Consider the following 24,635-nt stretch of genomic DNA (forward strand, 5'->3'; position numbering starts at 1 on the left):
CACCTCATTTCAGTACCATTACTCCACCTTTTTTAAGTACAATCGTATTCACAAAATAACGATCGCCATCCATTTGGTGGTCATTTTGTTTAATTGGTTTATCTTCCCCACGGTCAGCTGCCTTTTCATCCCAAATATAAGAACTAAATTCTCTAAATGTTTCCTTGCAACAGTCGTTGTATAATATTAATCCTTTAATTAACGCATTTCCTACATTTCGAATACCGTCTAAAACATCGTTCTTTGCTTTAACTACTCGCATGCCATTTTTTTTAAGTAAGGCTATAAAAGATGCAGCAGACGGATCGACGATGATTCCTTGAAGATTGCTTTTGCCTTCAACGAATTTTTGCAAGTCCTCCAAGTACTCTTGGTCAGTCTTTTGTTTCGAACTCCTACGACCGTCATAGTGGTATTCTTTCACTTTGTACCATACTCCATTAAAAAAGCCCCACAGACCGAATGTCGTAGGGTTTTGAGTACCATAATCTATGCTGACGTAATGCTTGGTGTATCTTCGTTCGATTGTAGGAACAACATGCTTGTCTTTATCAAACATATCAAAAATGATACCTTCAGCAAGCACCCATAACCCTAAAATGAAACGTTTATAGAATATACCGGTATACAATCTGGTATAGCGTTCTTTCACTTCTGACGATAAAGAGAGATTGTCCTCCATTGTGAAATGCAGCTGAAACAACTTTTTCTCTTTCATCTTGTCGATGAACTCAACCTTAAACCAATGATACGGTCCTTCCGGGTTACAGTTAAACCATAACTTCGAGCCTTCAACCGAGCAACGAGCTGTAGCTTGATTGACAAATGATTGAGGCATTAATGCAACTTCATCAAAAAACATCCCAGCAAGCGTAATCCCTTGAATGAGGTCTTGTGAACTTTCATCCTTCCCTCCAAACACATAAAAGTAATTGGTAACTCCTTTATATGTAATGGAGAGCATGTTATCTGAACGATGGTCCTTTACGATATAACCCCGTGATTTAAGCATGCGTTTTAAGGGAGTAATAACGTTACGTCTGAATGAACCAATCGTTTTACCGGCCATCCCTAAGTTAACATCTTTGAAAGTGTCCATAGCCCACATAACATATGAAAGGGACATAACAACCGTTTTACCGGCACGTACAGACCCATCACAAATGATACCATCCATATCTTTCATTGGTGAACCATCACGCCACCAGGTTAATACTTGCTTTTGTTTCTTAGAAAACGTCTTAAATTTGAATGGTGCAGGCTTCTTTTTGTACTCACTCTTTTCGGTAAAGAACGAAAGATAACGAGTCTTAGGATTCTTCGGTGTTAGTGTCGACATCGCCCCACACCTCCGAAGTTGTTGCGTTTAATGCATCGTTGAAACCATCGTCTTCATACTCTTCTAGCTCATTTGCTCCAAATGCTTTATGGTGAGCGATTTTCAGTTTTTCTTCTTCGACTTCACGTTGGAACTTGTCAGGGAATAGATCGAAGTATAAGGCCAGCTTCTCTAAAGCTTTCATTTTGTCTGCAAGCTTGATAGATACACCATCTTTACCTTGCTTGACCTCAGTAATAATTGAACCATCCACCATCGATGATTCATTGAAATCCACATAATTAACTTCTTTCATTACTGGATTGCCTTGTTCATCAAGGACAGGTCCCATCATACCTATTACAGGGACTTCTTTTTTACCGAAAATTGCATACTCGGTTATGTCTGCAAAAGCTATCTTGATGTATTTGTCCAACACGTCCATTGCATCTATAAACAGGCCTTGTCGCATCTCACCTTTAATTCTGCGAATTTCTTCTGCGACCTTAGGATTCCTTAATAGGACACTTCCTTGTACATGAGCGCTATCTTTTGCATAGCCTGCTTTGATAGCGGACTGTGTTGCATTGAATGATTTAACGTAATAAATGCAGAATAGCTGTTGTTTCTCTGTCATGCTTATGTCGTCAATCAGTTCATCTAATGATGGTAATTCTTCTGCGGATTTAGTTGCATCCTTTTTAGGAATGGTTGCAACCTTTTTCTTTTTAGTTGCATCTTTTCTTGGTGCACTTCTTGACCAAGCATCACGACTTTTCCGGCTCTTTAATGTACCAAGCTTAATATTATGTTTTTCAGCTAATGCAGCCAAAGTGATTTTTGTGGTTTCCCATTCTTGTTTTATTTCATTCCAGTTGATCATGTCACATCACCTGCCACCTCCTGTTTTTAGGTATGAAAAAAGCACCTCTATGGATGCTTATAAATTTTCGATCGTAAGTGTAATACGATTAGTTTTCATATAATTTTTGAGTCGCAGATAGTTTTCGTAGTATAAGTAGAGAGGCTCCGAGATAGCAACACCTTGCATACCAATTTTCTGACCTTTAACCATAGCTGAACCATCAAAACCTCCTAATCGCTTCATTGATTCCATAATTTCATGATACGTTGATTTTTTTATATCATCTAAAATCTCTACAAACTCAATCTCTAAATTAACCGGCAACTTATATATCTCTTCAATATACTCATTCACTCTGGAAATGTGGTGCTCCAGATATTCGCCGTATGTTGCATTTCTATCCAAATCCATATAATACATTGACGAAATATCATTCATCAAATCATAACTTTCGACATTTTTAATAAATAACTCTTTTTCAAAGTCATTAAAGTTTAACTCTTCCTTTGTTTTACTGTTTGTTAAACCAATGAATTGGTCTTTCATATGGTTTAACAATCTACTCAACGGTACAGCTAAACGGTTATACCTTTTCTTCTTTTCTTGGTTTTGTGGTATCCATATGTCTATAATGTAAAATATGAAAGCTGCTATATAACTAATGCAAAGGCCAAATATCACCTCTCCAGTTTCTTCGCCGAAATCCCATTTCTCAGGTGTTTGTCCCCAAAGATATTTAATTATAAAAATGCAAACTAAGCTGACAACTAAAATAAAAGTTAAAATTAACCTTGTTTTCTTCATTACATAAACCTCCCCCTGACAATATTACCAGAATAAGAGGTTATTACCAAGGCAATTACTCGTATGCAACGGGGCTAGTAGGAGGCGTTCATCCCACGAACGCACCCCCTCTTTTTCTCCCCCTCATAAGTAATTACTTCGTAAGACAATCGTAAGACAAGAATATTATGCAATTCTTTCCTTCACCTTTTCTTTCGCTCTTTTGATATACATTTGGACTGTTCCTTTGCTAAGTCCAATCTCTTCTGCAATCTTACTCATACTTAACCCTTGTGAAACATGTAGGATATAGCAATGTCTTTCTCTATGAGATAACGCTGCCAGTATATCCGCAAGAATAATCTTCTCTTCTCTCGTCATATATAATTGCTTTGGTTCTGACTCAAGTTGCTCGGTTATATCTGGTATGCATTCCATACTGCTGATATATTGGCGCTGATAAACCGCTTTTTTATCTACCCCTCGATATGTACCTGGTTGACGTCCTGTGGTCATCCAATCGATGGAGTACGTCATGCTATCAATCATGCTGTTAATCTGTTTAATATCCAGTGCATCAATCGACTTTTCTTTTAATGTATTCAATTCCTTTTTGCCCTCGTTATATTCATGTATCAATCTATCTGCCCAGTTATCCATATTTAATCCCCCTATCGTCTTTTGACCGCACCGCGTACTCTTTTGTAGGTATCTCGATTGCACCCCATCAATTCTTCAATTTCCCTTCGAGTTAACATTTCTTTTCTTTTGTAGCTTGTCTTTATACTCGGATTAACTAACTCGCCCCTAGTAGCCTGTTTTACCCCTTTTTCGATAAGCTCTGTTTGAAGCGTTCTCATGCTCATCTCTCCCTTATGGATGAAATAAAAAAGAGGACAACAAATGACACAGCTAATGCTGCAATCAAGTGTTGTCCTCTGGTTGTCCAGGGGGACTTTTTATTTATTATTTTATCTCTTCTAAATAATGTATGTCATCATTCCAAACAAATTCTTCAAGTAATAAATGATTGTCAAAAAAATTCTTATTTTGTAACTGATCATTAAACTTTTCGCCCTTTTCTGAATACATTACATTATAAAATAACATCATTAATTCAAACGATGATAATTGCGCTCTTAAAATCCCTCTGAATTCCTTCTTCAACTCGTGACTAATCAAGTCTGATTCATTAATATACTTAACTATTCTATATAAATTACGATAATAATGACCAATTAAATATTCATAACTTAAGTAAAATTTTGTGTAAATATTTATTTTTTTATCTTTCCAAGTTTTGTTATCCGATATTATAAAATCATCACTTAAACATACATGAATATCTGATATGAATGTTTTTTCCGGGAAATTTAATATTGCATCACAATAAGAAGTATTCTCTTGTTCGAGATCTGTTATAATTTGTTCAGCTTCAAACAATATGTTGATGTAATAATTATTTTCAGGGTATATACCATCATCAATTTTATCAATTATTTCTTCGTATTCTTCCTTTGTATACCCTTCAAATGAAGACATCTGATATACTTTTTCTTTTAAGCTTTCTTTAAGAATTCTATCATGAGCTTTATGAAAAACCTCTTCCACTTCTTGTTCAGTAAAATATTCCTTAAATTTATATTCTCTGTATCCCTTTATCCCTTCCTTTTTGAATTTATAAAACAATTCCATTATTAGCTCTCTTCCAGATACATCATTCAATTTCATATTTGCTAATATATTATGGTGAAGATTAACCATATTGAAAAAGTACTCTCAAACTGTTGTCTCTTCATAGTTTGGTTTGTAATTCCTGTTTCTTTTCTAGCTTCTTCGGCTTGACTAACAGATGCTTTGGTTTGTTTAACCAGTTCTTTTATGCTTTGTTGACTTATTTTTATCTCCTTACGTTGCATAATGATAGTTGCTAATAGTAGGAAGACACTAGAAGCAGTTAAAAATGTAACTGTTGTACCTCCAATAAAATCTCCAATCCCACCCAAATCAGCTATAGTTTTATAGTTAACTATTAGATTCTTATAATGATTTTTAATAATAAATGGAACCATAATAGCCGTTAATATCAAGACAATTCCTAGAAAACTGAATAAATTTATTAATTTTCTTTGAAACCAGTCTTCATCTTCATCTTCATCTTCATCTTTTTTAAAATTCGATACGCTTTCTTTATCTATATTTTTTGTATCTTCAAAAAGAAGATACGCATAAGGGGTAATTGCAGCTACAAATCCCCCAAAAATATTAACATTAAACAACTTTATTATCTCCAATAGATCTGATTGAGATAGTCTATTAATATTCTCAAATTCCAGCAATCCTATAATTAAAGGTAAAAAACCGAAAACCACTAGAAAAACAGTGAGATATGCAGTTACTATCTTTTTGTTTGTTACGTAATACAATATCACATTATCCCACTTATAATAGTTACCGGCTGATATTAACTTTTTAAGACCTTTAATCGCTAAGGAATAAAAGAAATAGGATATTATCAATATTAATATAATACTAAAAAACAGATTATCTACGTATGTAGTATAAATCTCATTATTGAATGAGTTAAATATTTTATTTACATTTTCGTTTAAATCAAATATTGGAATAAGATGCTCAACTGTAAAACTTGCTAGAAGGAAAGAAGCTATTCCTATAAAAAAAAGAACTGCCGTCAATATGAATTGTTTTAGTCTCAATACAAGTGTATTCGAATTAACAAACACTAATAACAATGAAATTAACGAAAATAAAAGGTAAAAAACTATATCAAACTGTATGTCCATCATTAAAGATAAACAGTATATGATTCCTATAAACATTATGTTTAATATTACAAATAATATTGCTTTTTCTTTCAAAACTCTTCTCCCTCTTCCCTCCGCATTCGCTTCACTTTCCCTTATACGATACAATCTTATGCTCTCTATCTAAAAATGTCCTCTTTGTCAGCTATATTTTTATAAGTCTAATGACACACCATCTATATAGTTCTATTATACCAATAAAAGTTTCCTAGTACAAACATTATTTAACTTTTTTAAACAAAAAAGGACAACAAATGACACAACGGTTGCTGTAATCAAATGTTGTCCTCCAGTTGGCTGACAGTACTAATTAATTTGTTTTAAAACCTAATTCTTTTACTGAAAATTTTTTATTTTCGTTCTGTCGATGTCTCTCAAAAAAATCATTTTCAATTCCAGTTAATAAAGTAAGAAAGCTTTGATCTACCTTGAATTCGTCCATTATTTCTGACACAGTATACAATCCCTTATCAAAGAGTAACTGTAAAATACTTTTTACTTTTGTCGGACGACTGATAGGAATATCTCTATCTAAAGGCTCCACTACTTTATAACCATTTTGATTGATTTTAATATAGAAATAACGGTATTGTTGATAATCAATGATATTTAATTTAAATGCACGCATTGCAATAGCTTGTAAAGAAACTTGCCATTTTTGCTTTATATCGATATAGGCATCAGGATTAGATCTTTTAACAATACTACTGCAATCTTTTCTAAATTGAACTTCTGGCAAAAGGAATGCAGAAGCAAAACTGTTAGCCTCATCCTCAATACTTTTATAAGTTTTTTTATCTTGCATAGTAAATTCAACTTTGTAATGAATAAGTAAATGTCCTAATTCATGAGCTAAATCAAAATTTCTTCTAACTTCTGATTTTTTTATAGTCCCTAACATGATATAGGGTCTTTCTTCTTTGCTCCACAAACTATATGCATCAATTGTCTCACCGATTTCTTTTTCAAATACAAAGATACCAGCTTTCTCTAACAAAAACAGTAAATTTTGATTAGAATTGTTATTAAGTCCTATCTTTTCTCTTGCCATACTAGCTATATAATCAATTTGTACATTTCTATCCATATCATCATTATTTTTTAAAAAAGTAATTGCTTCATTTCTCAATTCTAAAATTATATTTTTTGGATAGTTAATTCTTGTTTCAATCTTCCTTATAAATGCATCGATAAATCTTACATGCATCGATTCACTTTGAGATTTATTTAATGAATTAATTGTTTCAGAACGATATGCAATATTTTCAACCTGTATATTGTCCATACCCACACCATTCAACAAATCGTGGTTGTAAAAATATGTCGATTTCACTCGAAAGATGGTTTTCAATTTATTTACTACTTCCAATTTCGGAGACATATATCCATTTTCATACTGCCAAATAGCTTGTTCAGTTACACCAATTTTTTCTGCTAACTGATTCCTACTCAAGTCATTTAGTATCCGTATGTTAGTCAAACTTTTGCCCATAAACACAGGCTATACCTCCTTATTTAAACATTAACTCTCTTGACCCTTTTCTTCAGAGTCATCATTTAAGCCAATATCAAATTTAAATGCATTATAATCATCATTAGTCTCTACACTATTTGACAACGCATCCTTTAATTCTTCATCAATATCTATATCATGTGAAGGATTAACATATTTTATTAAATCATCAATCAAATAGGCTTTATTGTTTTTGGGATTTGGCATAAGAAGAGAAATTTTTGATATTAACTGGTTTTCATCAATTGCATATGTGACAATATAGAATCGAGTGAATTCAGACTCTATACTCGCAATTGCAATATCGTCTGCTTCACTAAGGCGAAGGTCTTCAAGTAACTCCAGCTGTACAGATCCATTTGATTCTTGAGTTTTGATATTTCCAAAATCAATACCCTCGTTAATTCCCATTAGTTTCTCCATATAGGACATTTTCGATTTTCGTGTCTTTCCATTAGCATCTTTTCCTTGATCAACTTGCTCTTCATCAAAATATCTGGCATTTTTAACAATGAAAAGAATTTTTTCATCATGGTGTTTGAATTGTAAATATTGCCAAGTTAATCCCGCTTTAGCTAGTTTACTTTGCACACCATATGATTCACAAGACGTTGCTACTTGATCATCTATATGGTTCCCCTTAACCCATGCATAAGCTCCGCTAACTCTCATTGTACGAGACTTTTCTCTTCTAACATTAAGATATTCACGATATCCTTCCATTAATCCATCGACTATTTTTTGATTTAATACTTCCGCTAATTTGTAATCATTCATTAACATACACCCCCATATTTTCTTTTAAACATAATAAATCTATTTTATTAAAGAAAATATGATTTGTATACCATTTTTTTAAAGTTTGTATGATTTTTAGAATTCTTCCCCCTCTTCCCTTCTCATCCGTTTGACTTTCCCTTGATGAGTTACAATCTTATACTCCCCATGAGGTGGTAGCTCTCTTAGCTTTACTTTTCCTTCACAAATAACGATTACACAACTTCTAGGTATATCCAAAATGTCAACTGTCAGCTGCATTGTACTTGTATCTATTCTTAAATCTTCTTTATCCACCAAGACCCCTCCTTCATGTTATAATTGAGGTGTGCGAGACAGGAGGAGTCCTGTCTTTTTTGTTATCCAAAAATACTGTGTTTCCTACGTTTTATCTTCCCTATTTCAGCCCTATCCAAAGCCAGTAATAACACTTCTATAGGCTTTCGGTTCATCTTTTTTGCTATTTCTTTGATGTCATAACCTTTATTCCAGTAGACTACAATTTCATCCAATTCAGCAGGTTTATAAACCACATTCACTTTGTGCCCCTCGTCCTCAAACAAATAGTAATTCATGCTATCACCTCACTAGAAAGGAAGATCGTCGTCTGTCACTTCGACAGGACCGCCGCTATTGGCAAACGGATCATCATCCACTCTTGTATAATTTTGTTGCGTTGTTTGTGGTTGCTGATATTCAGCATGGCTTCGTTGATGGTCGTTATTTTGACTTCTAGTACCGTTATTTTGCGATGCTTGTCCATTCTTCGGTTCAAGGAACTGCACGCTATCTGCGACAACATCAGTCGTATAAACACGCTTACCATCTTGCCCCTCGTAACTGCCTGTTTGGATTCTTCCCTCAATACCTGCTAAACTACCTTTCTTCAAGAAGTTTGCTGTGTTCTCAGCTTGTTTTCTCCATACCACAATATTTATAAAATCAGCATCAGGTTGACCTTCTGACTTAAACGTTCTGTTTACTGCTAATGTAAATCTGACCATTGCAACTCCTGAAGGTGTATACCTAAGCTCAGGATCTTTCGTAAGCCTTCCAACTAATACGACGCGGTTAATCATTACTTCACTTCGCTTTCTTTTTCAAATTCTGATTGCCTCTTGTATGCGATGGGTGCTGCACAACATATTGGTGTTCGTTAAACCGAATGAGCGTAGCAACCCCCTTCTTTTCTCTTAAAATTTCTACAATGTTAGGACGAATTAATCTTAAAAACTGAATTTCCTGTTTCTCTGTATACTTTGAAGTAATAATCATTTCTCTACTCCTTTAATTTGTACCGTTTACATCGTGCTTTTTCTCATTTCTAGTTGTAAAGAATAGATATTATTCCTAATAAAAGGACGTATATTTACAAATACATTTCATTTCACATAAATCTATTCCGAATATTTAGACAATATGTGACAATAAACTTACAAGAACTAATTTTTGATGTCTCAACAAGGAGTTGTGCCATGTTCGTAATTACACGAAATATAAACGGAACAGCAGAGGTTTTAAAGTCATCAAACAGCCAAGTGGATAAAACTTTTTCAGATAAAGAAGCAGCATTAAAGTTTGCCGAACTGTTAAACAAAAATATTATTCCATCGATGCGTTGGAGTGTTTCCCCAATAATTAATAAATAATAGAGTAGCAAGTGGGATTATTTCCTACTTGCATTTTTTATATCTCTTTCACATAACTACACCAAATCTACGAAACGTGAAGTATAAATCTAAATTCATTTGCTAATAATGCATACACAGAACCGAAAGTAGTTCTTAGTAAGCTCTGTTAATCTTGCCAATCTAGGTTCTGGTGTTTTTAATTCAAACGAGGTGGAGCTCATGAAAATATTTCTAATAATCGTCGGTATTAGTATTCTATACAGTACCTTTATTTATTTTATTTTTATAAAGGAATACCGTAAGAAGAAATCTTGAACTCCAGTCGGTGTAAATAATCTACAACTGCGTATTGAGCTACCACACGAATCGGACTTTCGTTAGTGTCTGATATGTTTTATATTTTCTACGGTAGATGCCTTTATTTTTAAAAACTATATCAATTCACTTTGCTTTAGTTCATACTGTGAAAAACAGAACTAAACAGAAGGAGATAGCACCGATGAAGTTGGTTGCTCAAGAATTTTACCGTTTAGTAGAAGACTATAACAAATGTCCCCATGCGCATATAAAAGAACAAATTCTTATTGATATTGAATTATTGCAAGACGCATTATTACTGATGAATATTGATTTGGAATTAAAGCCTCTAGATAACATATAATCTTGACCTTCATAAAGAAGGTCTTTTTTTGATGTTTAAAGGCTTCATATAACTACTGGTCTAACTGTTCATTAATAAGACAATTCAATTTGTACAGTAGTGACTTTTTCCCAGTCTATTTCCTCGACATGCCGTTTTGCTATCTATGCAACTAATTTTTGCACAATATGTGTCTCTTCTACACCGATTCTACGAACTGTGAGTTAAATCTTATTTTTGAATAGCATTCAAATATAAAAGCCATAATATTAACATGATGAAAATACATTAATACAGAGGTGCGAAAAATGTCTTCTTGGTTGTACCAACACTTTATAAACACCCCAATCTTTCCTATTCTTTGCTTTCTCATAATCATAATGTTTTTGGCTTATCTGATAATAAAAAAAGATAAATAATACATTGTGGCTATTTTTCATTCTCCTTTTCTAATTCACATAATGGTCGAATTGTATGGTGTTACATTTCATGAATCAATTCCAGCTGCACTTCACTTAATCGTTTTTCAGCAATCTTTATATATTCTGGATTTAACTCTATACCAACAAAATTACGTCCATGTTTTAGTGAAACCACCCCTGTTGTTCCTGAACCAAAGAATGGATCCAATACCACTCCATTAATTGGGCATCCAGCTAATACACATGGCTCAATTAATTCTTGCGGAAACGTAGCAAAGTGTGCTTCCTTCAATGGTTTAGTGGAAACAGTCCATACTGATCGTTTATTCCTTTTATCTCGAATAGCTCGGAATGCCTCTTTTCCATACTTGCCATCGAATGAACCACGAACCTTGCTTTCTCTTCTTTGCTTTTGTGGTTGTCCAAACGCCCCTTGAGAACCTCTAATATCTTGTGTTCCGTAAATGGCCTGTTCTTTAATAATCTCATGATCATAAAAATACTTAGGTGACTTGGATAACAGAAAGATATATTCATCGGATTTGGTTGGCCGATCAGTTACACTCTCAGGCATAGCATTAGGCTTATTCCAAATGATATCTTGTCTTAAATACCAACCATCTTGCTGGAGTGCAAAAGCAACTCTCCAAGGTAAACCAATTAAATCTTTAGGCTTCAAACCATTCATAATCTTAGGTAATTTTACAATCCCCTTAAATTGTCCTTCGCTTTGCATATGGTTATTTCCGGGATTACCTTTACCATCTGCATTTCTGCCTTTTCCACTTCCTGCATAAGCATCGCCAAGGTTCAACCAAAGTGTGCCATCGTCTCGAAGGACTCTTTTAACTTGGCGAAACACTTCCACCAATGCTTGTACATATTCATCAACCGAACTTTCCAATCCAATCTGTTCACCCATTCCATAGTCACGAAGTCCCCAGTATGGAGGACTTGTAACAACCGCATTTACACTTTCGTCTGTAAATGTTTTCAATACATCAAGACAATGGCCTTGATAGATTTTATTAAGTTCCATTGTCGTCATCCTTTCTACTTTGCTTTATCTACGAACTGTGTAGCTAAATAATATTTGAAACCCGTTCACCGAAATCAGTAAGATCAATTTCTTCGTTGTACAAATCATTCGCTTCTTTTCTGATTTGTTCTACCTTCATCATGCAATCCAACGCTTTTCGCATGGCTGATTGTTGTTCATCTGTCCAATTTGCCCAAGCTAATCCTGCATGAATGACTTTTTGCGCTTCTTTAATTTCCACGTTCATTCTCCTTTCCTAGCACACTTTTTCAACAATCTGAATAAGATAAAATTGATTGAAAAAAACTATGTCATCTTCGTAAGGAGGTGAAAGTCATGCCAAAGGATTGGAAGAAAATCTGGAAGAAATTTCTCGAAAAACTAATTATGTTAATTTTCGAGACTTTTATCAGATATTTATTTTCTTAGCTGACTTTCAACAACCAGTGCTCTTGTAATGTAAAGAGTAGTGGTTCGCCTCCAACATAAGTAAGTTATTATAATGATTCGTACATAAAAGTGTTATTTGGTCGTACTGTTCATTAATCGTAATCAGGATTAGATATTTCTAATTCAACATCATCTTCATCAACGATTAACTTTGCACCTCGTGCATACATCTTAAATAAAGTCTCTTCCAAACCACGGAAACCTCTCATAATTGCACGAGCATCAAATTCTCTAACGTCCCTCTTAGTACTAAAACGCCCCTCTTTTATTTCGATGTTTTTAATTTTTCCAGTTTCCTTTTCAACCCAAAAACCATATTTACAATCGTATTTATCCTTACCGGATTCAGAATCAAGGTAGATTATTTTTGCTAAACTAAAAGAATCGTCTATATGCATCGACATTTCGTGATAGTCATCGTAACCTATATCATCAGTGTCAACTTCATCTGCTAATTCTTTGACTAATTCCGATAGTTTATATTCATCTTTAGTTACTGATAACAACTCCTCAAGCGATTCATTTATTCTGGCTACACCTTCTGCAGCAATTTGATCATTTAATTTTTCTTTAACCGCTGATAGGATCGTAGCGTTATACGTTGTAAAATTTAGCTCTTTTAAATTGATTGCAAGTTGTGACTCTACTTGTACTTTTAGGTTTTTAGAGAAATCACTCCAACTTCCAAAAGCATCTTTTACAATCGACTCAACTGTTGATGAAACGTGCTTTTCAACAATTTCTTGTACCTTTCCTTCCGATTCCAATTTCGTTAAACTGTCCATTACCATTTTATTTAAGTTCATTATTTTTCCTCTTTTCATGTTTTATTTACGACGCTTTTGTGTCTACTGCGTAGCATCAATAAGCAACCCTCACAACAACCCTTGGATTCATGCTATAGAACTTACGAACTTTCAACGAAACAACTTGGCTATCATCCTGCCAAATAACTTTGTTCAATCCGTCTTTTACACCCTTAACGTAATTGTCAACATCCGGTTTAGTTGTCGGTCTCAGCTCACCCTTCTCAATAAGTTCCTGTTTTGGCTTCGTCTGATACTTTTTAGGAGTTGCCCTGTAAATATCTATCGATAAATCAATCGGACCTGTAATGAGCTCTATTGGTGCATGTTGACCCGCTACTAACTTCACGTACTGCTTAAAGTCCCTAGACTTCTCAGGATCATAGAGGACAGTTTTACCTGTCCATGATTTCCCTGCTCTCGGACGACCTTGTGCAACTGGTTCGCCCGGTATTTCGAAAAGAATGTTTCTGCCCATCAGTAACCACTTTCCTGTCGTTCGTGATTTATTTTGTTTTTAGCGTAGTAAGCTTCCTCTACTTGCTCCCATGTAAATCCAAGCATTTCGCCAAGGTGAGTAAATGATTCTAGTAATTCGGAGCAATAATCATCTTCTCGTAGACCGATTGTGTAATCTATCACCCTTAAAAATTGAATTGTTATATCACGCTCTTTGAAAGTATGGTTTTGGTTGTAATCAAAGTATTCCTCGCCTATCTCCAATCCGATTGACAAGATGAAATGCAAACAATCTACGTATTCTTCGAGAAGTGGATTTCCAGTTGAACCCTTACCTCCGCACCGGCGACATGTTTTTTTGTGATCCGAAAGTTTTACAGAGCCTAATCCGTTACAAAATGAACACGTTTTTGTTATTCTCGGTTCCTGATCATTACTCCAAAACTTCCAAGAACGTTGTTCGTTCGCTAATTCGCCTAGTTCAACCAGTAAAGATAAAATCTTTTTAGCTAAACGTTCTTCACCTTCCACACGAGGATGTTCTTTCTCGATTCTCGTATCAAGTATTCTTTGTGTTTCGAAAAGTTTAGTTAAATTCATCTCGTACCTCCAACAACCTGTTTTTCACGCAAAATCGTTTGTTTAACGTGTCCGAATGAATCGAATAGACATTTCCCTGAGCAATACAGTTCAGAGCCCTTGTGCCACATTTCTTCTCCTTTTTTGATGACCTTTTCGCAACGATCGCTCTCACATACTGCTACTGGTGTTTTCACGCTGATTTCTCCCTTCTCATCCCAAACTTAATTTCAGCTTCATAGAGCTTTTGTTTCACTAGCTCCAGCTGCCTTTCGTTTTCTGCTTCGTCCATTGGTCCGCTAAGTTGCACGTAGTAAAATCCTTGTCCTGGTATCCATTTAGGCATTCTTTTTCAACCTCCAGTCAATTCCTTCTGTTTCCATCACGTAGTATTCGCCAGCACCGCGCTCTAGCAATCTACTATTTGCTGCATAACCGATACGGTCTGCAAGTGTGTTTTTATCTTCGTTCGTGTTAAAAATGATTGGTTGTTTACGTTTGTAGCGTTCGTTGATGATTGTGTAATAAAGCCCCTCTTTAGCCTCTGTTGGCTTTGCTTTACCAATGTCATCCCAAAGGAGTACATCAGCATTCAACACGCTATTTAGCATCCTGTTGTACGACTCGCCATCATCATTCATGCGCTTAGCGTTCATCATTTCGTCCATGAAAGTGACATCCGATACAACAAAGACGTTAAATCCTTGCTTGATTAACTGTTTTGCCAATGCTATTTGGAGATGAGTTTTGCCTATCCCAAAGTTGTTATGCTTATGTTTAATCTCCGAACGATCTCCGGGATTCAATGCTCTGATACGTTGCTCGCCAATTGTTGCAGTAAAACCAAAGTTTTTAGTGCCTAACTCTTGTAGTTCTTCACGATCAGCAGGGAAGCTCTCTAAATACTTAACCGTTTGTTCAAACATTTTCCGCTGATTCTCGTTTTCTCGTTGATAGTTTTCAAGGTTGGCATGCACAAATTCTTCTGGAATAAGTGCATTCTTGAATCGACGACTCCATTCATTCCGTTCTCTACATTCGCAAGGTTTATGAATGTCGTATGTCATTGTTCCGACTGTTTCTGAATGGCTAAATACCACTTCTGTTCCGTAGCATTTAGGGCATTTAGTCTCCCCAAGCTTGCTTGTCTCGTTCGAGTTGCTTATAGAATTCATCGAGATTTTTTCCTGTAGTTGAGCCATTACTCTTGCCATTGCTTCCATGTTGAGTAGCCTCCCTTGTGCATTTAGTATTTAGTTGTTCAAGGTTAGTGATCATTTCATTTTTCCAGTTGCGCAATATTCCTTCTGCATAGGTATATTTGTTTTTCACATCTGGCTTTAGAATTGCTTCTTTAAGGGCTTCAATGATTAACTCTGCATCCTTGTAATCATCAAGCATGTAACCTAACTTCTCTCCAACGGCTTGAGCAACTGGTTGAATATTGTTATTGGTGAAATCTACTAATTTAGCGAATCCAGAAGAAGGACGAACCGACTGACCAACTTTCTCTTGTTGTTCTTCTTGTTGTTCTTCTTGTTCTTCTTCTCTTTCTTTTTCTTGTTCTTCTTCTTGTTCTTCTTCTTCCCCCAGGTCTATGCATGGACTATCCATAGGGTATTGATACGGTATCGAACCGTTGCTATCACTTGGTTGTATGCCTTTTGTCTCACTTTCACTTATATGTGGTATTGATACGGTATCGATACTGTATCCATACTGCTTTAAAGATGTAAGATAAGCGTGTACAAACGGTATATGTTTAACAGCAATTAACTCTTTTTCAATGCATTTTTTCACTTTCGGAGAGTTAATAAAGTTGTACCTTGCCCAATTATTTATCATGATTTCTTTGGTTGATTCGTTGTAAGTGATTTTTCCATATTCAACAAAACGTTGAAGTAATTTAAGTACCGTTTCCCTGTTGTAACCTGTGTGCATTTCTATTACTCTGTAAGGCAATTCATATATGCCACATTGTGTTGTGTTCCCATTAGTCATTAAATATAGATAGAAGTATTTCTCTTCTGGTGTTAGATCCAATACAAAGCCGTCATCCCAAAATGTTGTGTGTACCTGTCTGTACTTTGCCATTTGGATACCTCATTTCTGTTGTGATTAGAGGGGAAACCCCCTCCTTGCTATTAATCTAGTAAATATTCAATCTCAAACGTGTTGTTTAACACCTTCGTCTGTCTGCAATAAGCACATTTCTCGCATCTAATAGGCTTTTCTTCGCCACTTTTCACCTGTATAAAATTGTTCATCATGGTTTGCACGTACTCTAATTCAAAATCAAATCGTGAATTATCGAAATGCAGCACCGCTTTATCTGGAGGACTTTCCTTCGTAACCGCTACAATGTACGGATTAAAGTACTCACCTGTATTCTGTTTGATCACTTCACGATAAATGGCCATTTGTAGTACATAATCATAGGCTTGTACGAACGAAACATACTTCTGGTACTTATCCGACCAGTAACGACTAGAAAGGCTCTGAGTGGTCTTTAAATCGATAAATGTTTTACGTTCATAATTAATGGAGTCGACTTTAATTTTCCAAGTAGCTCCGAACAATTCAGCGGTGAAGATTCGTTCTTTATCACCTTCTAATGCGAACATTGCAAAAGGATCATTCATAATTGTTTCAATCATCATGTCTGCTTGAACAAATTCAGCGTATTTACCGCCTCGTGCTTTAAATATAGAATCATGCTCGTTTTCAAGAAATTCACTAAATGCTTCATCATCTTCAAATGCTGCATGTGTATATGAACCTACAGTTAATGCTGTAGAAGGAGGACGAGTATATTCGCCCTTCAACTCAGCTAATGTTCTAGCCTGGCAATCCATGAAGCTCTTAAACTGCGATACTGAAAAGTAGTCTTTATTCGCTTGGTTGCTGTGATAGTTCTGGCTGTTCAGCTGGAGTTTCTGCTTTTCCATCTACAGGAACCTCCTTCTTACCCTCTTTGTTAAATGCTTCTGCTAGATCACTAGACTTCTTTTTGCCTGCATCTTTGTCGAACCAGTCTTCTATTTTGCTCATGCCATCTTTTAGAGAAGTGAAAATTTTAATAAGCTCTACATAGTCGTACTCAGTGAAGGATTCAGCGTTATAGCCAAACTTGGCTTCTACCATTTCTTGTGTGACACGATAATTCTCTTTAAATGATTTCAAAGCGTTTGCAATACGGTCTTTAAGTGGACCCTTATTGTTCCCTCGCAAAGTCTGTTCACATTCAGCTACAGCCTTATCTACAATGTCTCCTGGAATAATTCCGAGAACACAAGCACGAACACGACGAGCTCCACTACTTGCAACCAATTCGTAAATATCACGAGGATCCGTTAGTTTCTGTAAGCTACCTTTGGCTTGACGGCTATGCTTTACAGTAAATACTTTTTCTTGTCTAACATTTGTTTCAAGGTCCCAAGCGTACGCCATAGCAACCGATTCACCTTCACGTTGTTCAAGCTCCTTCACACCAAAGGAGATATTCCCCCAGTTTTGAGCTAATACTTCTGCTAACCGAATTGAAGGGCCACTAACTTTCGTTCCTCCACGCGGATACTGATACATAGCAACTTCTGCTAATGAAGGACGTTTGCATGAATCTAATATGCGTTGTTCCGATTGAAAGATGTTTCTAGGAAATTGTTTCGCAAGGAAGATAGCTCCCTTCACTTCCTCCATTTCCCTTGAAGCTGTTGCTTGTCCAATTACTCCACCTTGCTGTTGGTTCTGTTGATATTGCATTGCTAATTCGCTCATGCTATCTTCACTCCATCTTCTTGTAATATTTGTTTTTCAAGTTGCGTATACTGTTTTGTAAGTTCGGGTAGTAGTTCTACCTCTTGGTTAATAACTAACAACTGACATTCGACGGCAAAAGCAATATTTAAAACATCCAATTCACCTTTGCTCATATTATTTTTCTTGGCGAAAAGTGATAAGCTTTGAAATCTTTGAGTTAAATCTGCAACCATACATAAGCCTCCTCTTGATTAATTTGAGGTCTCTCGTTATAATGAAAGTACATATTAATTCGAGAGACCTTGATGATCCGCTACCTCTAATAGCGGATTTTTTTATGCGCTTAAATCGACTGCGGCACCTTCTTCGATAAGGTGTTCACCAATACATCCAGTAGAACAATAAAGGTAACCATCAAACTCGATGCCTTCGCCTTCAAACAACGCTTCGTCGCAATACTTGTAATTGCATTTACCGACTTGTTTCGGAACATGTAACGACTCTTCATATCCATAACCTGCAACCATTCCGTTTTCTAGCATGTTTACGCCTCCTTTTTTGGTACTTGTCGCGTTTCCCAATCTTGGATTAACGTTCGTAATTGAATATGGCATTTCCCACAAAACGAACGATTTTCAATCCATGCATAGTACACGATTTGACCTGGTTTGAAATCCGATTGGCACTCACCGCAATAACTAGATTTTGCTTCTATCAAATAGTTCACCTCTTCCCGACGGTTGAAACCCGTCAAGAAGTCCACGAGCGCGAAGGGAGAGTCCTACGGGTATACCGATTACTCATGGACTTCTTGACGAGAGCCAAGCTCTGCGTCATAATAGAGATACCTGTAGTAAACTGCTGATTAACTTTACCGAGTTAGTCAGCTTTTTTATTTGCTTTTTTCACGATTAACAGATATCTTTCAACTGGTTCTAAAGCTAACCACTCAGATACTTTTATTTTCATGTCTTCTCACCACCATCACATTTATTCCTGCAGCTACTAACCGATCTAACAATTGCTTCATTTCCGTTTCTTTCTTTTGCTTTTCTGCTAATCGTTTTAAAACTTCTAACGATTTATTTATGTCACGAACAAACATAAGTGCTTCTTTTAAATCACCACATCTTACACAATCCTCAATAGCTTTTGAGCAATCCATGATGCTTGCGTGCTCTCGTAGTGCTGCGTGGTAATCTTCTCTTCTGAATAGTTCTGGTTTCATTTTGCTCCTCCTATATATCCAGCTGACGCCAGTGATCGGTAATGTTTGTCCCACACCCCTGTGTAGCTAATTTCCGCTTCTTTACAAACTACTGCTATGAAATGATCTAACGCAGTCATTGCTTCCGCAGCTTCTTGAAGCATCGCTTCAACATTTTGAACCTCGAAGTGTTGAAGTTTTTTTAATGGTTTCGCTAAACCGATACCTACAATTGACTCAAGCGCCTCTTGTAATTCCTCAACTGTTTTTTCTTTAACGCTCGATCTGTGTAGATCAACGTTTGGACCATCCAGCCACTTTGGACCAGTACCGGTATATTCGTTTCGGATTGTCATCGCAAACTTCGGATTATCGTATTTGTTTACGAGAGTTCTAGATATATCAGTTGGCACTTTTGATCTCTCATTCTCGTATTTTGAAATCGTTTCGCGAGTTAAATTGAGCTCTAACCCTAGCGATAATTGCGTTTGCTCACCTCTTATTTCTTTCAACATTTCCCCCACCTTGGTTCTAGTCATTTTTACCAACCTTTCTATTTAATTGAATTCACATTTCATTTCCAAGTTAACTTGTTGTAGACCGTTGCTTGTAGTCAACAAAGTTATAATTAAATTACAGAGAGATAGTTCGAGTTTTCTTCAACCCACTTAGTATTCTTTTCAATCCATTTGAATAAGAGGTCTGTAGGGATTAATAATCCAGCTTCTCGAAACACTGGAAAGTCTGAGCGAGCTAGTAATTCCGATGTTTTGGTTTGACCAATATGAAGTAACTCCATAAGCTCTTTTCTCGTTAAAAGTGGCGGAAGCTCTCTCGCCTTTTGTGTATCAATCACCGCTTCTTGAATTTCCTCGCGGATAATCTGCCGCAATGCTTCTGCATCGAACTGAACGTTTAACATGTTTGTACTCCTCCTGTCATTCGGGCGATTATTCGCCCTTCTCCATTTATGCCGCACGCTTTGGAATCCAAGCTTCAACATATCTAATCGCGAACTGCAAATCTTTGCGTTTAACGTCTTTATATGAAGCAACACCAAATCGGTCTTTTATTTCTCTATAGATTTCACGAAATAACTTTGGACGTAGTTCAGCAACGCTTTCCAATTCGTAAACTCTACTTCCAATAGCTTTTTGCAGTCGACGTTGTTCACCATGATCTATTGTGATTTGGTTTTCGACTTTTTCTTTCAAATCATTCACTTCAACTTTGAGGACCTCGACTTCCTCAGATGTTTCGAGTGATAATTTCATGGAAGCTCGCAATTGTTCTTTTTCGGATAATACTTTTGGTTGGTACAGTGATTGTTCCATTTTGTTAAATGCTTCAATGTACTTTAATTTGAATTGAATCGCTTCTTTGCCTGTGAATCCCATCGCCAGTAAGGTGAATCCATCTCGATTTATTAAATACATACGATAATTTTGTTTATTTTGCGGATGTTGATAAGAAGACTCGTAAAATAGGTCTGCCGAATTTTCGGCTACCCCTTTTAATTCATCAATAGCCTCTAATACATGCTTGTGTTGCTTGTTAAAAGAATCAGCTACTTGCAAGATGTTGTTACCGCCTTCTGATTTTGCATAACCACCAATTGATTCATCTTTATTCCTCCTCTTTTTTCTCCCACACCCACCAACAAGTTTTTAAAGTCTTCGCGTGACCAATCGGCGGCGCTCGATTCCTACAAGGAATGTCTTGGCGAACCTCCGCTCGTTTAAAAGCTTGTTGCTGGGTGCGAGGTGTTTATTTTTTAGGAAACAACCTTATTACTCGTATTGTGTAACTTTTCTTCAAAAAAAAGCTCATCTAAGGATACATCTAACATTTCAGATATCTTAACAGCATTTTCTAAAGAAGGTTTTGTAATACCGTACTCAATGTTTGCATAACCTGAAACACTTTTATACCCCAATTTCTTCGCCATATATGTCATAGAAACACCTTTAGATTTTCGGGCGTTACGTAAAGATTTGTTCATTCCTTTTCACCACCTTTACTCGATGTGTGTAACTCTTGTTTTTATTATAATTACTCGATTCGGGTAAGTCAACTGTTTTCTATTCTTTTTGTGTAACTTTTTACATTACTTGAGTAATTTTTGTTATATTACGTGTAAATGAGGTGTTATTAATGTCGACGTTGGGCTCTAGAATGCAGGAGTTGCGTGAAAAAAGAGGTTGGACTAAAACATATGCAGCAAAACAACTTGGTATAAAGACAATGTCTACATATGCTAATTGGGAATATGATCTAAGACAACCTGATAACGAAATGCTCTTAAAAATCGCAGATCTATATGAAGTAACTACTGACTACCTTTTAGATAATGCCGATATTCAAAAACAATCTACTGAATTAAAGAATGATGAATTCGATAAATGGTTAAATGATCCACGCTCGAAAATATTGTTCAAGGAATTTAATGAAAGTTCCGATGAGCAAAAAGAAGCCTTGCTGAAGATGTGGGAAATTTTAAAGGGTCAAGGAAAGTTATAGAATAGTAATACGAGATGTAGTTTTCTATATCTCTTTTTTTATAAGCTTTCCATAGTCATATTTGCGCAAGTCCTTGAGCATAGAAATATGCTCTCCTTTTTACTTATATACTTCAAATATCATGCAAATAAGGAAAAGAGGAGAAATCGATTATTGGTTATCCAGGAAAAGTTATCAAATATGGGAATCACCATTAATTAAAGTTTTATTAAAGTAATAATTATTCCATAAGAGGTGTATTAAATGACGTTTAAATTTGGAAACTTTATCAAAGATGAAATATCGTACGAAAGTTTGCAACAATTTTTAAAAAAATTTAAGTTGCCTTATTCCTTTAAAAAAGAAGTTTTGTTTGACAATATTGAAGAAGAGCTAACCAAAGAAAGTCCAAAGTTAACTGAAGAAGATGTTTACGAACTAATTAATCATGAAATAAAATACGGTAGACGCAGATACCTTTTTACTTCTATTATAAATAATTCAGATTCTAGAAAAATTGAATCCGATAGAAATATTGGCAATGCCCTAAGAGAATTAACGGGTAGTAAAAATAATACATATATAAATAACCTAAATACACAGGAATCAAATACTTTTTCTGAAGATTTAATTAATGAATTAATTATTGAGTATTTAAATATAAAAAAGATGGCAATGTCATTACTAAAATAGATATTTGTTTTGCATATTTTAATGAAGTTACTATTAAAACTAAAAATGAAAGCGAGACAAAAGTACAAACTAAGGAATACGTTTGGGTTGAAATAAACACTAACAAACGTTATGTTTGTGTCCGTCTCCATCCCCCAAAACAAGATATATTCGGCACAAATCGTTCTGCAATTATTTTATATAACACAATAATTAAAATTATTAATAAATCCTTTGGTATAAGTGAAATTGATATAACGAATTTTAATGAGACACTTTATCATATATTTAAGGACATCACTGATGTTTCTGAAAAGCCATTTAGAGACAAAATAAAGCCACATCTTGATCTTATTGAACCTTTCATTAAGGGAGTTGAAGATAGCGGTGTTTTTGAAAAGACATCATCACATCATTTGTTTAAAGAGCGTGTTGTTGATTTATTAGAAAGAGTTGTTATCCAGGAGAATTTTTCTCAATATCTTGGTTATGCTGAAGGTAAGGACGGAGTTCTAAATAAAATGCAATTTACAGACGAAACTGGAGCTTCGGTCAATGCTAGTTCGGGAACTAAAGAGGGAGATACATTAGAATTAAGCGATGTCTTTTTTGACACAAGAAAGACAATCGAAAAAAAGAAATGTTTGGATACCCTATGGATTGACTGGTTCAAAATAATACAACATAATGAAGAGCAAATACCAGTTAGGATAAGCACAAAATTTGATAGTTCTACATATTATTATTTAATACACTTTCGTCGTATTCATTTGTCTGAGGAGGTGGAAAAATTTGTATTTTCCAAACTTACAAATTATGAAGGTATCAGATGGGAATAATAAGATAAATGAGAAATTGGTAGAGCAACTTGATTTTTGGCTAGCCTCAAGAAGAGTGGCGGTGAGAAATTATTTAAGCCCATATTCATTTAGTCAATTTTCAGATGTTGATAGTACTCTATGTATTGATTTATTTTATTATTGCACTTCAGATAAAGTAAATATTCTAAAAGCAAGGTACGATGTTTTTATTAGAAGTATAGGTTTAAAAATAGGCTCATATTACGATTATAACGATATACCAGAAATTTTCGTCGATTCGGAGAGCAACGAAGAGTTTGAGATATCGGATAACGATATACTTATTTATTTTGAACTATTAGAAGAGCCTGAAGAAGTACCTAATATAAATATTGATGATGGTTCGGGAAAGCCACGAGGGGTTGGAATATTAGAATTCCGAAATGCTGAAAAGAAATATTCATTTGCAATGAGTGATATTTTAAGAAAAAACAATCTATGATTGAATATATAATAAATTCCTTACTTATAATTTTATTCAAACCCCTAATGACAAAATTTTTGCTTCTCATATCAAATGTTTCTATTGTATCTGCGTTCATTGGTGCATTTGGAAGTATATTCGGTGGTATTATAGGTGGTATAGTTGCATTTAAAATTGCAAAGGACCAAATTGAAAACTTGAAAAATGAAAACATGGCTAAGGAACTTCATACCCACCGGCGTTATGAAATACTACTTAAAAATGAAATAGATACAAATCAGATCTTTTTAAAAGAGATATCATTAACATCTGATCCTAATACAATCTCTTCAATTATTAAATACAGTATCTCTGATCAAATGTTTTTAAACCTAAAAACAAATCTAAAAATTGACAAGTTTTTTGAATTGCTTAGTAGATATTATAGAGTCTTATATAGAATACAAAATGATCCTCAATTACTGGATCAAAAAAACATAGATGACCTCATTAAAGAAATAAATTACCTTAATGAGATTCAAAATGAAATCTCCTCTTATTTAAACAAACATTAAAGCCTTACTTTCAATCAGTAAGGTTTTCCTTTATACTAAAAAGAGAACGTATGTTCCGAAAGGAGTTAACTTCATGAGATACACATACAACGTTATGGAAGAATACGTTAAGAAAATGTACAACAGCATCGGCATCTATTGGCCACATCAGTTGGATATGGAATCGATTTCAGCACGTTTAGGTACAACCCTTGTCTATTTACCATACAGCTCCATGACGGTAGGAAATGCTATTTTGATAGATGATAGATTGACTGAATGCGAACAATGGCAAGATTTTGGTCATGAGTTATGCCATATTGAGTGGCACGATGGCAATCAGAGAGTTCTCCCCTCTTCATTTTTGGAGTATCAAGAATTTAAAGCGTCAAATTTCGCCTATCATGCCTGTGTGCCGACTTTTATGCTTGAACGAATAGATTTACCCACCAATCAAAAGAAAGCTGTCTGGGTGCTTCAGAAGACGTTTCGCGTCAACTATGAATTTGCAGAAAAAAGGCTTCACCAGTACTTAAGTAATCGGAAACAATACATCTACAAATGAGCCTGTGAA

General features: G+C 35.2%; 40 protein-coding genes. 8 read left to right on the forward strand and 32 right to left on the reverse strand.

The features are described from left to right. Positions 1-4 precede the first annotated feature (4 nt). The 13 genes from OR571_RS13335 to OR571_RS13395 all read right to left on the reverse strand — a co-directional run bounded on the left by OR571_RS13335 (position 5) and on the right by OR571_RS13395 (position 9,356). Positions 5-1,339, reverse strand: coding sequence for a PBSX family phage terminase large subunit (locus tag OR571_RS13335; RefSeq protein ID WP_282243389.1), 1,335 nt, complete (start codon positions 1,337-1,339; stop codon positions 5-7). Then, the gene (locus OR571_RS13340) at positions 1,311-2,201 is read right to left on the reverse strand and encodes a terminase small subunit (protein ID WP_282243391.1); all 891 of its coding nucleotides are present in this window, start codon (positions 2,199-2,201) and stop codon (positions 1,311-1,313) included. Before OR571_RS13340 ends, OR571_RS13335 begins: the two co-directional genes overlap by 29 nt. Positions 2,202-2,258: 57 nt before the next feature. Next, entirely contained in the window at positions 2,259-2,987 is a 729-nt protein-coding gene (locus OR571_RS13345; protein ID WP_282243393.1) for a hypothetical protein, read from the reverse strand. A gap of 165 nt (positions 2,988-3,152) precedes the next feature. Beyond that, positions 3,153-3,626 (reverse strand): sigma-70 family RNA polymerase sigma factor, encoded by a 474-nt coding sequence (locus tag OR571_RS13350; protein WP_282243395.1) that lies wholly within the window; start codon positions 3,624-3,626, stop codon positions 3,153-3,155. A gap of 11 nt (positions 3,627-3,637) precedes the next feature. Then, positions 3,638-3,826, reverse strand: a complete 189-nt coding sequence (locus OR571_RS13355; RefSeq protein ID WP_282243397.1) for a hypothetical protein — start codon at positions 3,824-3,826, stop codon at positions 3,638-3,640. A 106-nt stretch (positions 3,827-3,932) separates the two neighbouring features. After that, positions 3,933-4,661 (reverse strand): putative phage abortive infection protein, encoded by a 729-nt coding sequence (locus OR571_RS13360; RefSeq protein WP_282243399.1) that lies wholly within the window; start codon positions 4,659-4,661, stop codon positions 3,933-3,935. Positions 4,662-4,702: 41 nt separating this feature from the next. After that, the gene (locus OR571_RS13365; RefSeq protein WP_282243402.1) at positions 4,703-5,845 is read right to left on the reverse strand and encodes a hypothetical protein; all 1,143 of its coding nucleotides are present in this window, start codon (positions 5,843-5,845) and stop codon (positions 4,703-4,705) included. Positions 5,846-6,101: 256 nt separating this feature from the next. Continuing rightward, positions 6,102-7,283: a spr1629 family repressor/antitoxin gene (locus tag OR571_RS13370; protein WP_282244174.1), complete on the reverse strand. Its 1,182-nt coding sequence runs from the start codon at positions 7,281-7,283 to the stop codon at positions 6,102-6,104. 30 nt (positions 7,284-7,313) lie between these two features. Further along, positions 7,314-8,081: a spr1630 family ClpXP-sensitive toxin gene (locus OR571_RS13375; protein WP_282243403.1), complete on the reverse strand. Its 768-nt coding sequence runs from the start codon at positions 8,079-8,081 to the stop codon at positions 7,314-7,316. Positions 8,082-8,177: 96 nt separating this feature from the next. Continuing rightward, positions 8,178-8,342 carry an XtrA/YqaO family protein gene (locus tag OR571_RS13380; RefSeq protein ID WP_481900401.1) on the reverse strand — a complete coding sequence of 55 codons (165 nt, stop codon included), beginning with the start codon at positions 8,340-8,342 and terminating at the stop codon, positions 8,178-8,180. A 98-nt stretch (positions 8,343-8,440) separates the two neighbouring features. Continuing rightward, positions 8,441-8,656 carry a hypothetical protein gene (locus OR571_RS13385; protein WP_282243407.1) on the reverse strand — a complete coding sequence of 72 codons (216 nt, stop codon included), beginning with the start codon at positions 8,654-8,656 and terminating at the stop codon, positions 8,441-8,443. A 12-nt stretch (positions 8,657-8,668) separates the two neighbouring features. Beyond that, positions 8,669-9,160, reverse strand: a complete 492-nt coding sequence (gene ssb, locus OR571_RS13390; RefSeq protein WP_282243408.1) for a single-stranded DNA-binding protein — start codon at positions 9,158-9,160, stop codon at positions 8,669-8,671. A gap of 4 nt (positions 9,161-9,164) precedes the next feature. After that, on the reverse strand, positions 9,165-9,356 hold the full coding sequence (locus tag OR571_RS13395) for a hypothetical protein (protein WP_282243409.1): 192 nt from the start codon (positions 9,354-9,356) through the stop codon (positions 9,165-9,167). A gap of 200 nt (positions 9,357-9,556) precedes the next feature. Here OR571_RS13395 and OR571_RS13400 point away from each other — a divergent pair, with 200 nt between their 5' ends. Beyond that, positions 9,557-9,730: a hypothetical protein gene (locus OR571_RS13400; RefSeq protein ID WP_282243410.1), complete on the forward strand. Its 174-nt coding sequence runs from the start codon at positions 9,557-9,559 to the stop codon at positions 9,728-9,730. Positions 9,731-10,211: 481 nt separating this feature from the next. Next, a complete protein-coding gene (locus OR571_RS13405; RefSeq protein WP_282243411.1) occupies positions 10,212-10,373 on the forward strand; it encodes a hypothetical protein in 162 nt (53 codons plus the stop codon). Positions 10,374-10,832: 459 nt separating this feature from the next. Here the strand turns inward: OR571_RS13405 and OR571_RS13410 are convergent, their stop codons facing one another. The 19 genes from OR571_RS13410 to OR571_RS13500 form a co-directional block, all read right to left on the reverse strand. Further along, positions 10,833-11,813, reverse strand: a complete 981-nt coding sequence (locus OR571_RS13410; protein ID WP_282243412.1) for a DNA-methyltransferase — start codon at positions 11,811-11,813, stop codon at positions 10,833-10,835. Between the two features lie 43 nt (positions 11,814-11,856). Next, the gene (locus OR571_RS13415; RefSeq protein WP_282243413.1) at positions 11,857-12,060 is read right to left on the reverse strand and encodes a hypothetical protein; all 204 of its coding nucleotides are present in this window, start codon (positions 12,058-12,060) and stop codon (positions 11,857-11,859) included. A gap of 295 nt (positions 12,061-12,355) precedes the next feature. Beyond that, positions 12,356-13,069, reverse strand: a complete 714-nt coding sequence (locus OR571_RS13420) for a hypothetical protein (RefSeq protein ID WP_282243414.1) — start codon at positions 13,067-13,069, stop codon at positions 12,356-12,358. Between the two features lie 55 nt (positions 13,070-13,124). Then, a complete protein-coding gene (locus OR571_RS13425) occupies positions 13,125-13,547 on the reverse strand; it encodes a RusA family crossover junction endodeoxyribonuclease (RefSeq protein WP_282243415.1) in 423 nt (140 codons plus the stop codon). Beyond that, entirely contained in the window at positions 13,547-14,128 is a 582-nt protein-coding gene (locus tag OR571_RS13430) for a dUTP diphosphatase (protein WP_282243416.1), read from the reverse strand. The genes OR571_RS13425 and OR571_RS13430 overlap by 1 nt, the downstream gene beginning before the upstream one ends. Further along, positions 14,125-14,304, reverse strand: a complete 180-nt coding sequence (locus tag OR571_RS13435; protein WP_282243418.1) for a hypothetical protein — start codon at positions 14,302-14,304, stop codon at positions 14,125-14,127. The genes OR571_RS13430 and OR571_RS13435 overlap by 4 nt, the downstream gene beginning before the upstream one ends. Beyond that, positions 14,301-14,453 (reverse strand): hypothetical protein, encoded by a 153-nt coding sequence (locus tag OR571_RS13440; RefSeq protein WP_282243420.1) that lies wholly within the window; start codon positions 14,451-14,453, stop codon positions 14,301-14,303. The genes OR571_RS13435 and OR571_RS13440 overlap by 4 nt, the downstream gene beginning before the upstream one ends. Next, positions 14,446-15,282, reverse strand: a complete 837-nt coding sequence (locus OR571_RS13445; RefSeq protein WP_282243422.1) for an ATP-binding protein — start codon at positions 15,280-15,282, stop codon at positions 14,446-14,448. The genes OR571_RS13440 and OR571_RS13445 overlap by 8 nt, the downstream gene beginning before the upstream one ends. After that, a complete protein-coding gene (locus OR571_RS13450) occupies positions 15,233-16,201 on the reverse strand; it encodes a DnaD domain protein (RefSeq protein ID WP_282243424.1) in 969 nt (322 codons plus the stop codon). The genes OR571_RS13445 and OR571_RS13450 overlap by 50 nt, the downstream gene beginning before the upstream one ends. Before the next feature lie 50 nt (positions 16,202-16,251). After that, on the reverse strand, positions 16,252-17,055 hold the full coding sequence (locus tag OR571_RS13455) for a PD-(D/E)XK nuclease-like domain-containing protein (protein WP_282243426.1): 804 nt from the start codon (positions 17,053-17,055) through the stop codon (positions 16,252-16,254). Beyond that, positions 16,997-17,884 (reverse strand): hypothetical protein, encoded by an 888-nt coding sequence (locus tag OR571_RS13460; protein WP_282243427.1) that lies wholly within the window; start codon positions 17,882-17,884, stop codon positions 16,997-16,999. The genes OR571_RS13455 and OR571_RS13460 overlap by 59 nt, the downstream gene beginning before the upstream one ends. After that, complete coding sequence (locus OR571_RS13465; protein WP_282243428.1) at positions 17,881-18,099, reverse strand: hypothetical protein; 219 nt, start codon at positions 18,097-18,099, stop codon at positions 17,881-17,883. Before OR571_RS13465 ends, OR571_RS13460 begins: the two co-directional genes overlap by 4 nt. A gap of 102 nt (positions 18,100-18,201) precedes the next feature. Continuing rightward, positions 18,202-18,408 carry a hypothetical protein gene (locus tag OR571_RS13470; RefSeq protein ID WP_282243430.1) on the reverse strand — a complete coding sequence of 69 codons (207 nt, stop codon included), beginning with the start codon at positions 18,406-18,408 and terminating at the stop codon, positions 18,202-18,204. Positions 18,409-18,410: 2 nt separating this feature from the next. After that, the gene (locus tag OR571_RS13475) at positions 18,411-18,584 is read right to left on the reverse strand and encodes a hypothetical protein (RefSeq protein ID WP_282243432.1); all 174 of its coding nucleotides are present in this window, start codon (positions 18,582-18,584) and stop codon (positions 18,411-18,413) included. Between the two features lie 231 nt (positions 18,585-18,815). Further along, the gene (locus OR571_RS13480; RefSeq protein WP_282243434.1) at positions 18,816-19,094 is read right to left on the reverse strand and encodes a hypothetical protein; all 279 of its coding nucleotides are present in this window, start codon (positions 19,092-19,094) and stop codon (positions 18,816-18,818) included. Further along, complete coding sequence (locus OR571_RS13485; RefSeq protein WP_282243436.1) at positions 19,091-19,588, reverse strand: helix-turn-helix domain-containing protein; 498 nt, start codon at positions 19,586-19,588, stop codon at positions 19,091-19,093. Before OR571_RS13485 ends, OR571_RS13480 begins: the two co-directional genes overlap by 4 nt. Positions 19,589-19,701: 113 nt before the next feature. Next, positions 19,702-19,995 (reverse strand): DNA-binding protein, encoded by a 294-nt coding sequence (locus tag OR571_RS13490; protein WP_282243440.1) that lies wholly within the window; start codon positions 19,993-19,995, stop codon positions 19,702-19,704. A 46-nt stretch (positions 19,996-20,041) separates the two neighbouring features. Beyond that, positions 20,042-20,650, reverse strand: a complete 609-nt coding sequence (locus tag OR571_RS13495) for a Rha family transcriptional regulator (RefSeq protein ID WP_282243442.1) — start codon at positions 20,648-20,650, stop codon at positions 20,042-20,044. A 197-nt stretch (positions 20,651-20,847) separates the two neighbouring features. Then, positions 20,848-21,075, reverse strand: coding sequence for a helix-turn-helix transcriptional regulator (locus OR571_RS13500; protein WP_282243443.1), 228 nt, complete (start codon positions 21,073-21,075; stop codon positions 20,848-20,850). Between the two features lie 152 nt (positions 21,076-21,227). Between OR571_RS13500 and OR571_RS13505 the strand changes: the two genes are divergently transcribed. The 6 genes from OR571_RS13505 (at position 21,228) to OR571_RS13530 (ending at position 24,626) form a co-directional block, all read left to right on the forward strand. After that, positions 21,228-21,593: a helix-turn-helix domain-containing protein gene (locus tag OR571_RS13505; protein ID WP_282243445.1), complete on the forward strand. Its 366-nt coding sequence runs from the start codon at positions 21,228-21,230 to the stop codon at positions 21,591-21,593. Between the two features lie 243 nt (positions 21,594-21,836). Continuing rightward, positions 21,837-22,265, forward strand: coding sequence for a hypothetical protein (locus tag OR571_RS13510; protein WP_282243447.1), 429 nt, complete (start codon positions 21,837-21,839; stop codon positions 22,263-22,265). A 395-nt stretch (positions 22,266-22,660) separates the two neighbouring features. Next, on the forward strand, positions 22,661-23,083 hold the full coding sequence (locus tag OR571_RS13515; protein ID WP_282243449.1) for a hypothetical protein: 423 nt from the start codon (positions 22,661-22,663) through the stop codon (positions 23,081-23,083). Then, complete coding sequence (locus OR571_RS13520) at positions 23,037-23,546, forward strand: hypothetical protein (RefSeq protein ID WP_282243451.1); 510 nt, start codon at positions 23,037-23,039, stop codon at positions 23,544-23,546. The genes OR571_RS13515 and OR571_RS13520 overlap by 47 nt, the downstream gene beginning before the upstream one ends. Before the next feature lie 47 nt (positions 23,547-23,593). Next, on the forward strand, positions 23,594-24,082 hold the full coding sequence (locus OR571_RS13525) for a hypothetical protein (protein ID WP_282243453.1): 489 nt from the start codon (positions 23,594-23,596) through the stop codon (positions 24,080-24,082). A gap of 94 nt (positions 24,083-24,176) precedes the next feature. Then, entirely contained in the window at positions 24,177-24,626 is a 450-nt protein-coding gene (locus OR571_RS13530; protein ID WP_282243455.1) for an ImmA/IrrE family metallo-endopeptidase, read from the forward strand. Positions 24,627-24,635 lie beyond the last annotated feature (9 nt).

The sequence above is a fragment of the Psychrobacillus sp. NEAU-3TGS genome (assembly GCF_029955155.1).
Lineage (GTDB): Bacteria > Bacillota > Bacilli > Bacillales_A > Planococcaceae > Psychrobacillus.

Excerpts from the sequence above, each read along its gene's own strand:
- OR571_RS13500 (WP_282243443.1), bottom strand. The coding sequence starts at position 21,075 with ATGAACAAATCTTTACGTAACGCCCGAAAATCTAAAGGTGTTTCTATG.
- OR571_RS13450 (WP_282243424.1), bottom strand. The coding sequence starts at position 16,201 with ATGGCAAAGTACAGACAGGTACACACAACATTTTGGGATGACGGCTTT.
- OR571_RS13355 (WP_282243397.1), bottom strand. The coding sequence starts at position 3,826 with ATGAGAACGCTTCAAACAGAGCTTATCGAAAAAGGGGTAAAACAGGCT.
- OR571_RS13385 (WP_282243407.1), bottom strand. The coding sequence starts at position 8,656 with ATGAATTACTATTTGTTTGAGGACGAGGGGCACAAAGTGAATGTGGTT.
- OR571_RS13405 (WP_282243411.1), top strand. The coding sequence starts at position 10,212 with ATGAAGTTGGTTGCTCAAGAATTTTACCGTTTAGTAGAAGACTATAAC.
- OR571_RS13420 (WP_282243414.1), bottom strand. The coding sequence starts at position 13,069 with ATGAACTTAAATAAAATGGTAATGGACAGTTTAACGAAATTGGAATCG.
- OR571_RS13350 (WP_282243395.1), bottom strand. The coding sequence starts at position 3,626 with ATGGATAACTGGGCAGATAGATTGATACATGAATATAACGAGGGCAAA.
- OR571_RS13530 (WP_282243455.1), top strand. The coding sequence starts at position 24,177 with ATGGAAGAATACGTTAAGAAAATGTACAACAGCATCGGCATCTATTGG.
- OR571_RS13360 (WP_282243399.1), bottom strand. The coding sequence starts at position 4,661 with ATGGAATTGTTTTATAAATTCAAAAAGGAAGGGATAAAGGGATACAGA.
- OR571_RS13465 (WP_282243428.1), bottom strand. The coding sequence starts at position 18,099 with ATGGTTGCAGATTTAACTCAAAGATTTCAAAGCTTATCACTTTTCGCC.
- OR571_RS13400 (WP_282243410.1), top strand. The coding sequence starts at position 9,557 with ATGTTCGTAATTACACGAAATATAAACGGAACAGCAGAGGTTTTAAAG.
- OR571_RS13455 (WP_282243426.1), bottom strand. The coding sequence starts at position 17,055 with ATGGAAAAGCAGAAACTCCAGCTGAACAGCCAGAACTATCACAGCAAC.
- OR571_RS13445 (WP_282243422.1), bottom strand. The coding sequence starts at position 15,282 with ATGAATTCTATAAGCAACTCGAACGAGACAAGCAAGCTTGGGGAGACT.
- OR571_RS13375 (WP_282243403.1), bottom strand. The coding sequence starts at position 8,081 with ATGAATGATTACAAATTAGCGGAAGTATTAAATCAAAAAATAGTCGAT.
- OR571_RS13380 (WP_481900401.1), bottom strand. The coding sequence starts at position 8,342 with ATGCAGCTGACAGTTGACATTTTGGATATACCTAGAAGTTGTGTAATC.
- OR571_RS13425 (WP_282243415.1), bottom strand. The coding sequence starts at position 13,547 with ATGGGCAGAAACATTCTTTTCGAAATACCGGGCGAACCAGTTGCACAA.
- OR571_RS13410 (WP_282243412.1), bottom strand. The coding sequence starts at position 11,813 with ATGGAACTTAATAAAATCTATCAAGGCCATTGTCTTGATGTATTGAAA.
- OR571_RS13485 (WP_282243436.1), bottom strand. The coding sequence starts at position 19,588 with ATGTTGAAAGAAATAAGAGGTGAGCAAACGCAATTATCGCTAGGGTTA.
- OR571_RS13395 (WP_282243409.1), bottom strand. The coding sequence starts at position 9,356 with ATGATTATTACTTCAAAGTATACAGAGAAACAGGAAATTCAGTTTTTA.
- OR571_RS13335 (WP_282243389.1), bottom strand. The coding sequence starts at position 1,339 with ATGTCGACACTAACACCGAAGAATCCTAAGACTCGTTATCTTTCGTTC.
- OR571_RS13340 (WP_282243391.1), bottom strand. The coding sequence starts at position 2,201 with ATGATCAACTGGAATGAAATAAAACAAGAATGGGAAACCACAAAAATC.
- OR571_RS13525 (WP_282243453.1), top strand. The coding sequence starts at position 23,594 with ATGACAAAATTTTTGCTTCTCATATCAAATGTTTCTATTGTATCTGCG.
- OR571_RS13430 (WP_282243416.1), bottom strand. The coding sequence starts at position 14,128 with ATGAATTTAACTAAACTTTTCGAAACACAAAGAATACTTGATACGAGA.
- OR571_RS13370 (WP_282244174.1), bottom strand. The coding sequence starts at position 7,283 with ATGGGCAAAAGTTTGACTAACATACGGATACTAAATGACTTGAGTAGG.
- OR571_RS13470 (WP_282243430.1), bottom strand. The coding sequence starts at position 18,408 with ATGCTAGAAAACGGAATGGTTGCAGGTTATGGATATGAAGAGTCGTTA.
- OR571_RS13505 (WP_282243445.1), top strand. The coding sequence starts at position 21,228 with ATGTCGACGTTGGGCTCTAGAATGCAGGAGTTGCGTGAAAAAAGAGGT.
- OR571_RS13490 (WP_282243440.1), bottom strand. The coding sequence starts at position 19,995 with ATGTTAAACGTTCAGTTCGATGCAGAAGCATTGCGGCAGATTATCCGC.
- OR571_RS13440 (WP_282243420.1), bottom strand. The coding sequence starts at position 14,453 with ATGCCTAAATGGATACCAGGACAAGGATTTTACTACGTGCAACTTAGC.
- OR571_RS13415 (WP_282243413.1), bottom strand. The coding sequence starts at position 12,060 with ATGAACGTGGAAATTAAAGAAGCGCAAAAAGTCATTCATGCAGGATTA.
- OR571_RS13345 (WP_282243393.1), bottom strand. The coding sequence starts at position 2,987 with ATGAAGAAAACAAGGTTAATTTTAACTTTTATTTTAGTTGTCAGCTTA.
- OR571_RS13480 (WP_282243434.1), bottom strand. The coding sequence starts at position 19,094 with ATGAAACCAGAACTATTCAGAAGAGAAGATTACCACGCAGCACTACGA.
- OR571_RS13460 (WP_282243427.1), bottom strand. The coding sequence starts at position 17,884 with ATGAGCGAATTAGCAATGCAATATCAACAGAACCAACAGCAAGGTGGA.
- OR571_RS13510 (WP_282243447.1), top strand. The coding sequence starts at position 21,837 with ATGACGTTTAAATTTGGAAACTTTATCAAAGATGAAATATCGTACGAA.
- ssb (WP_282243408.1), bottom strand. The coding sequence starts at position 9,160 with ATGATTAACCGCGTCGTATTAGTTGGAAGGCTTACGAAAGATCCTGAG.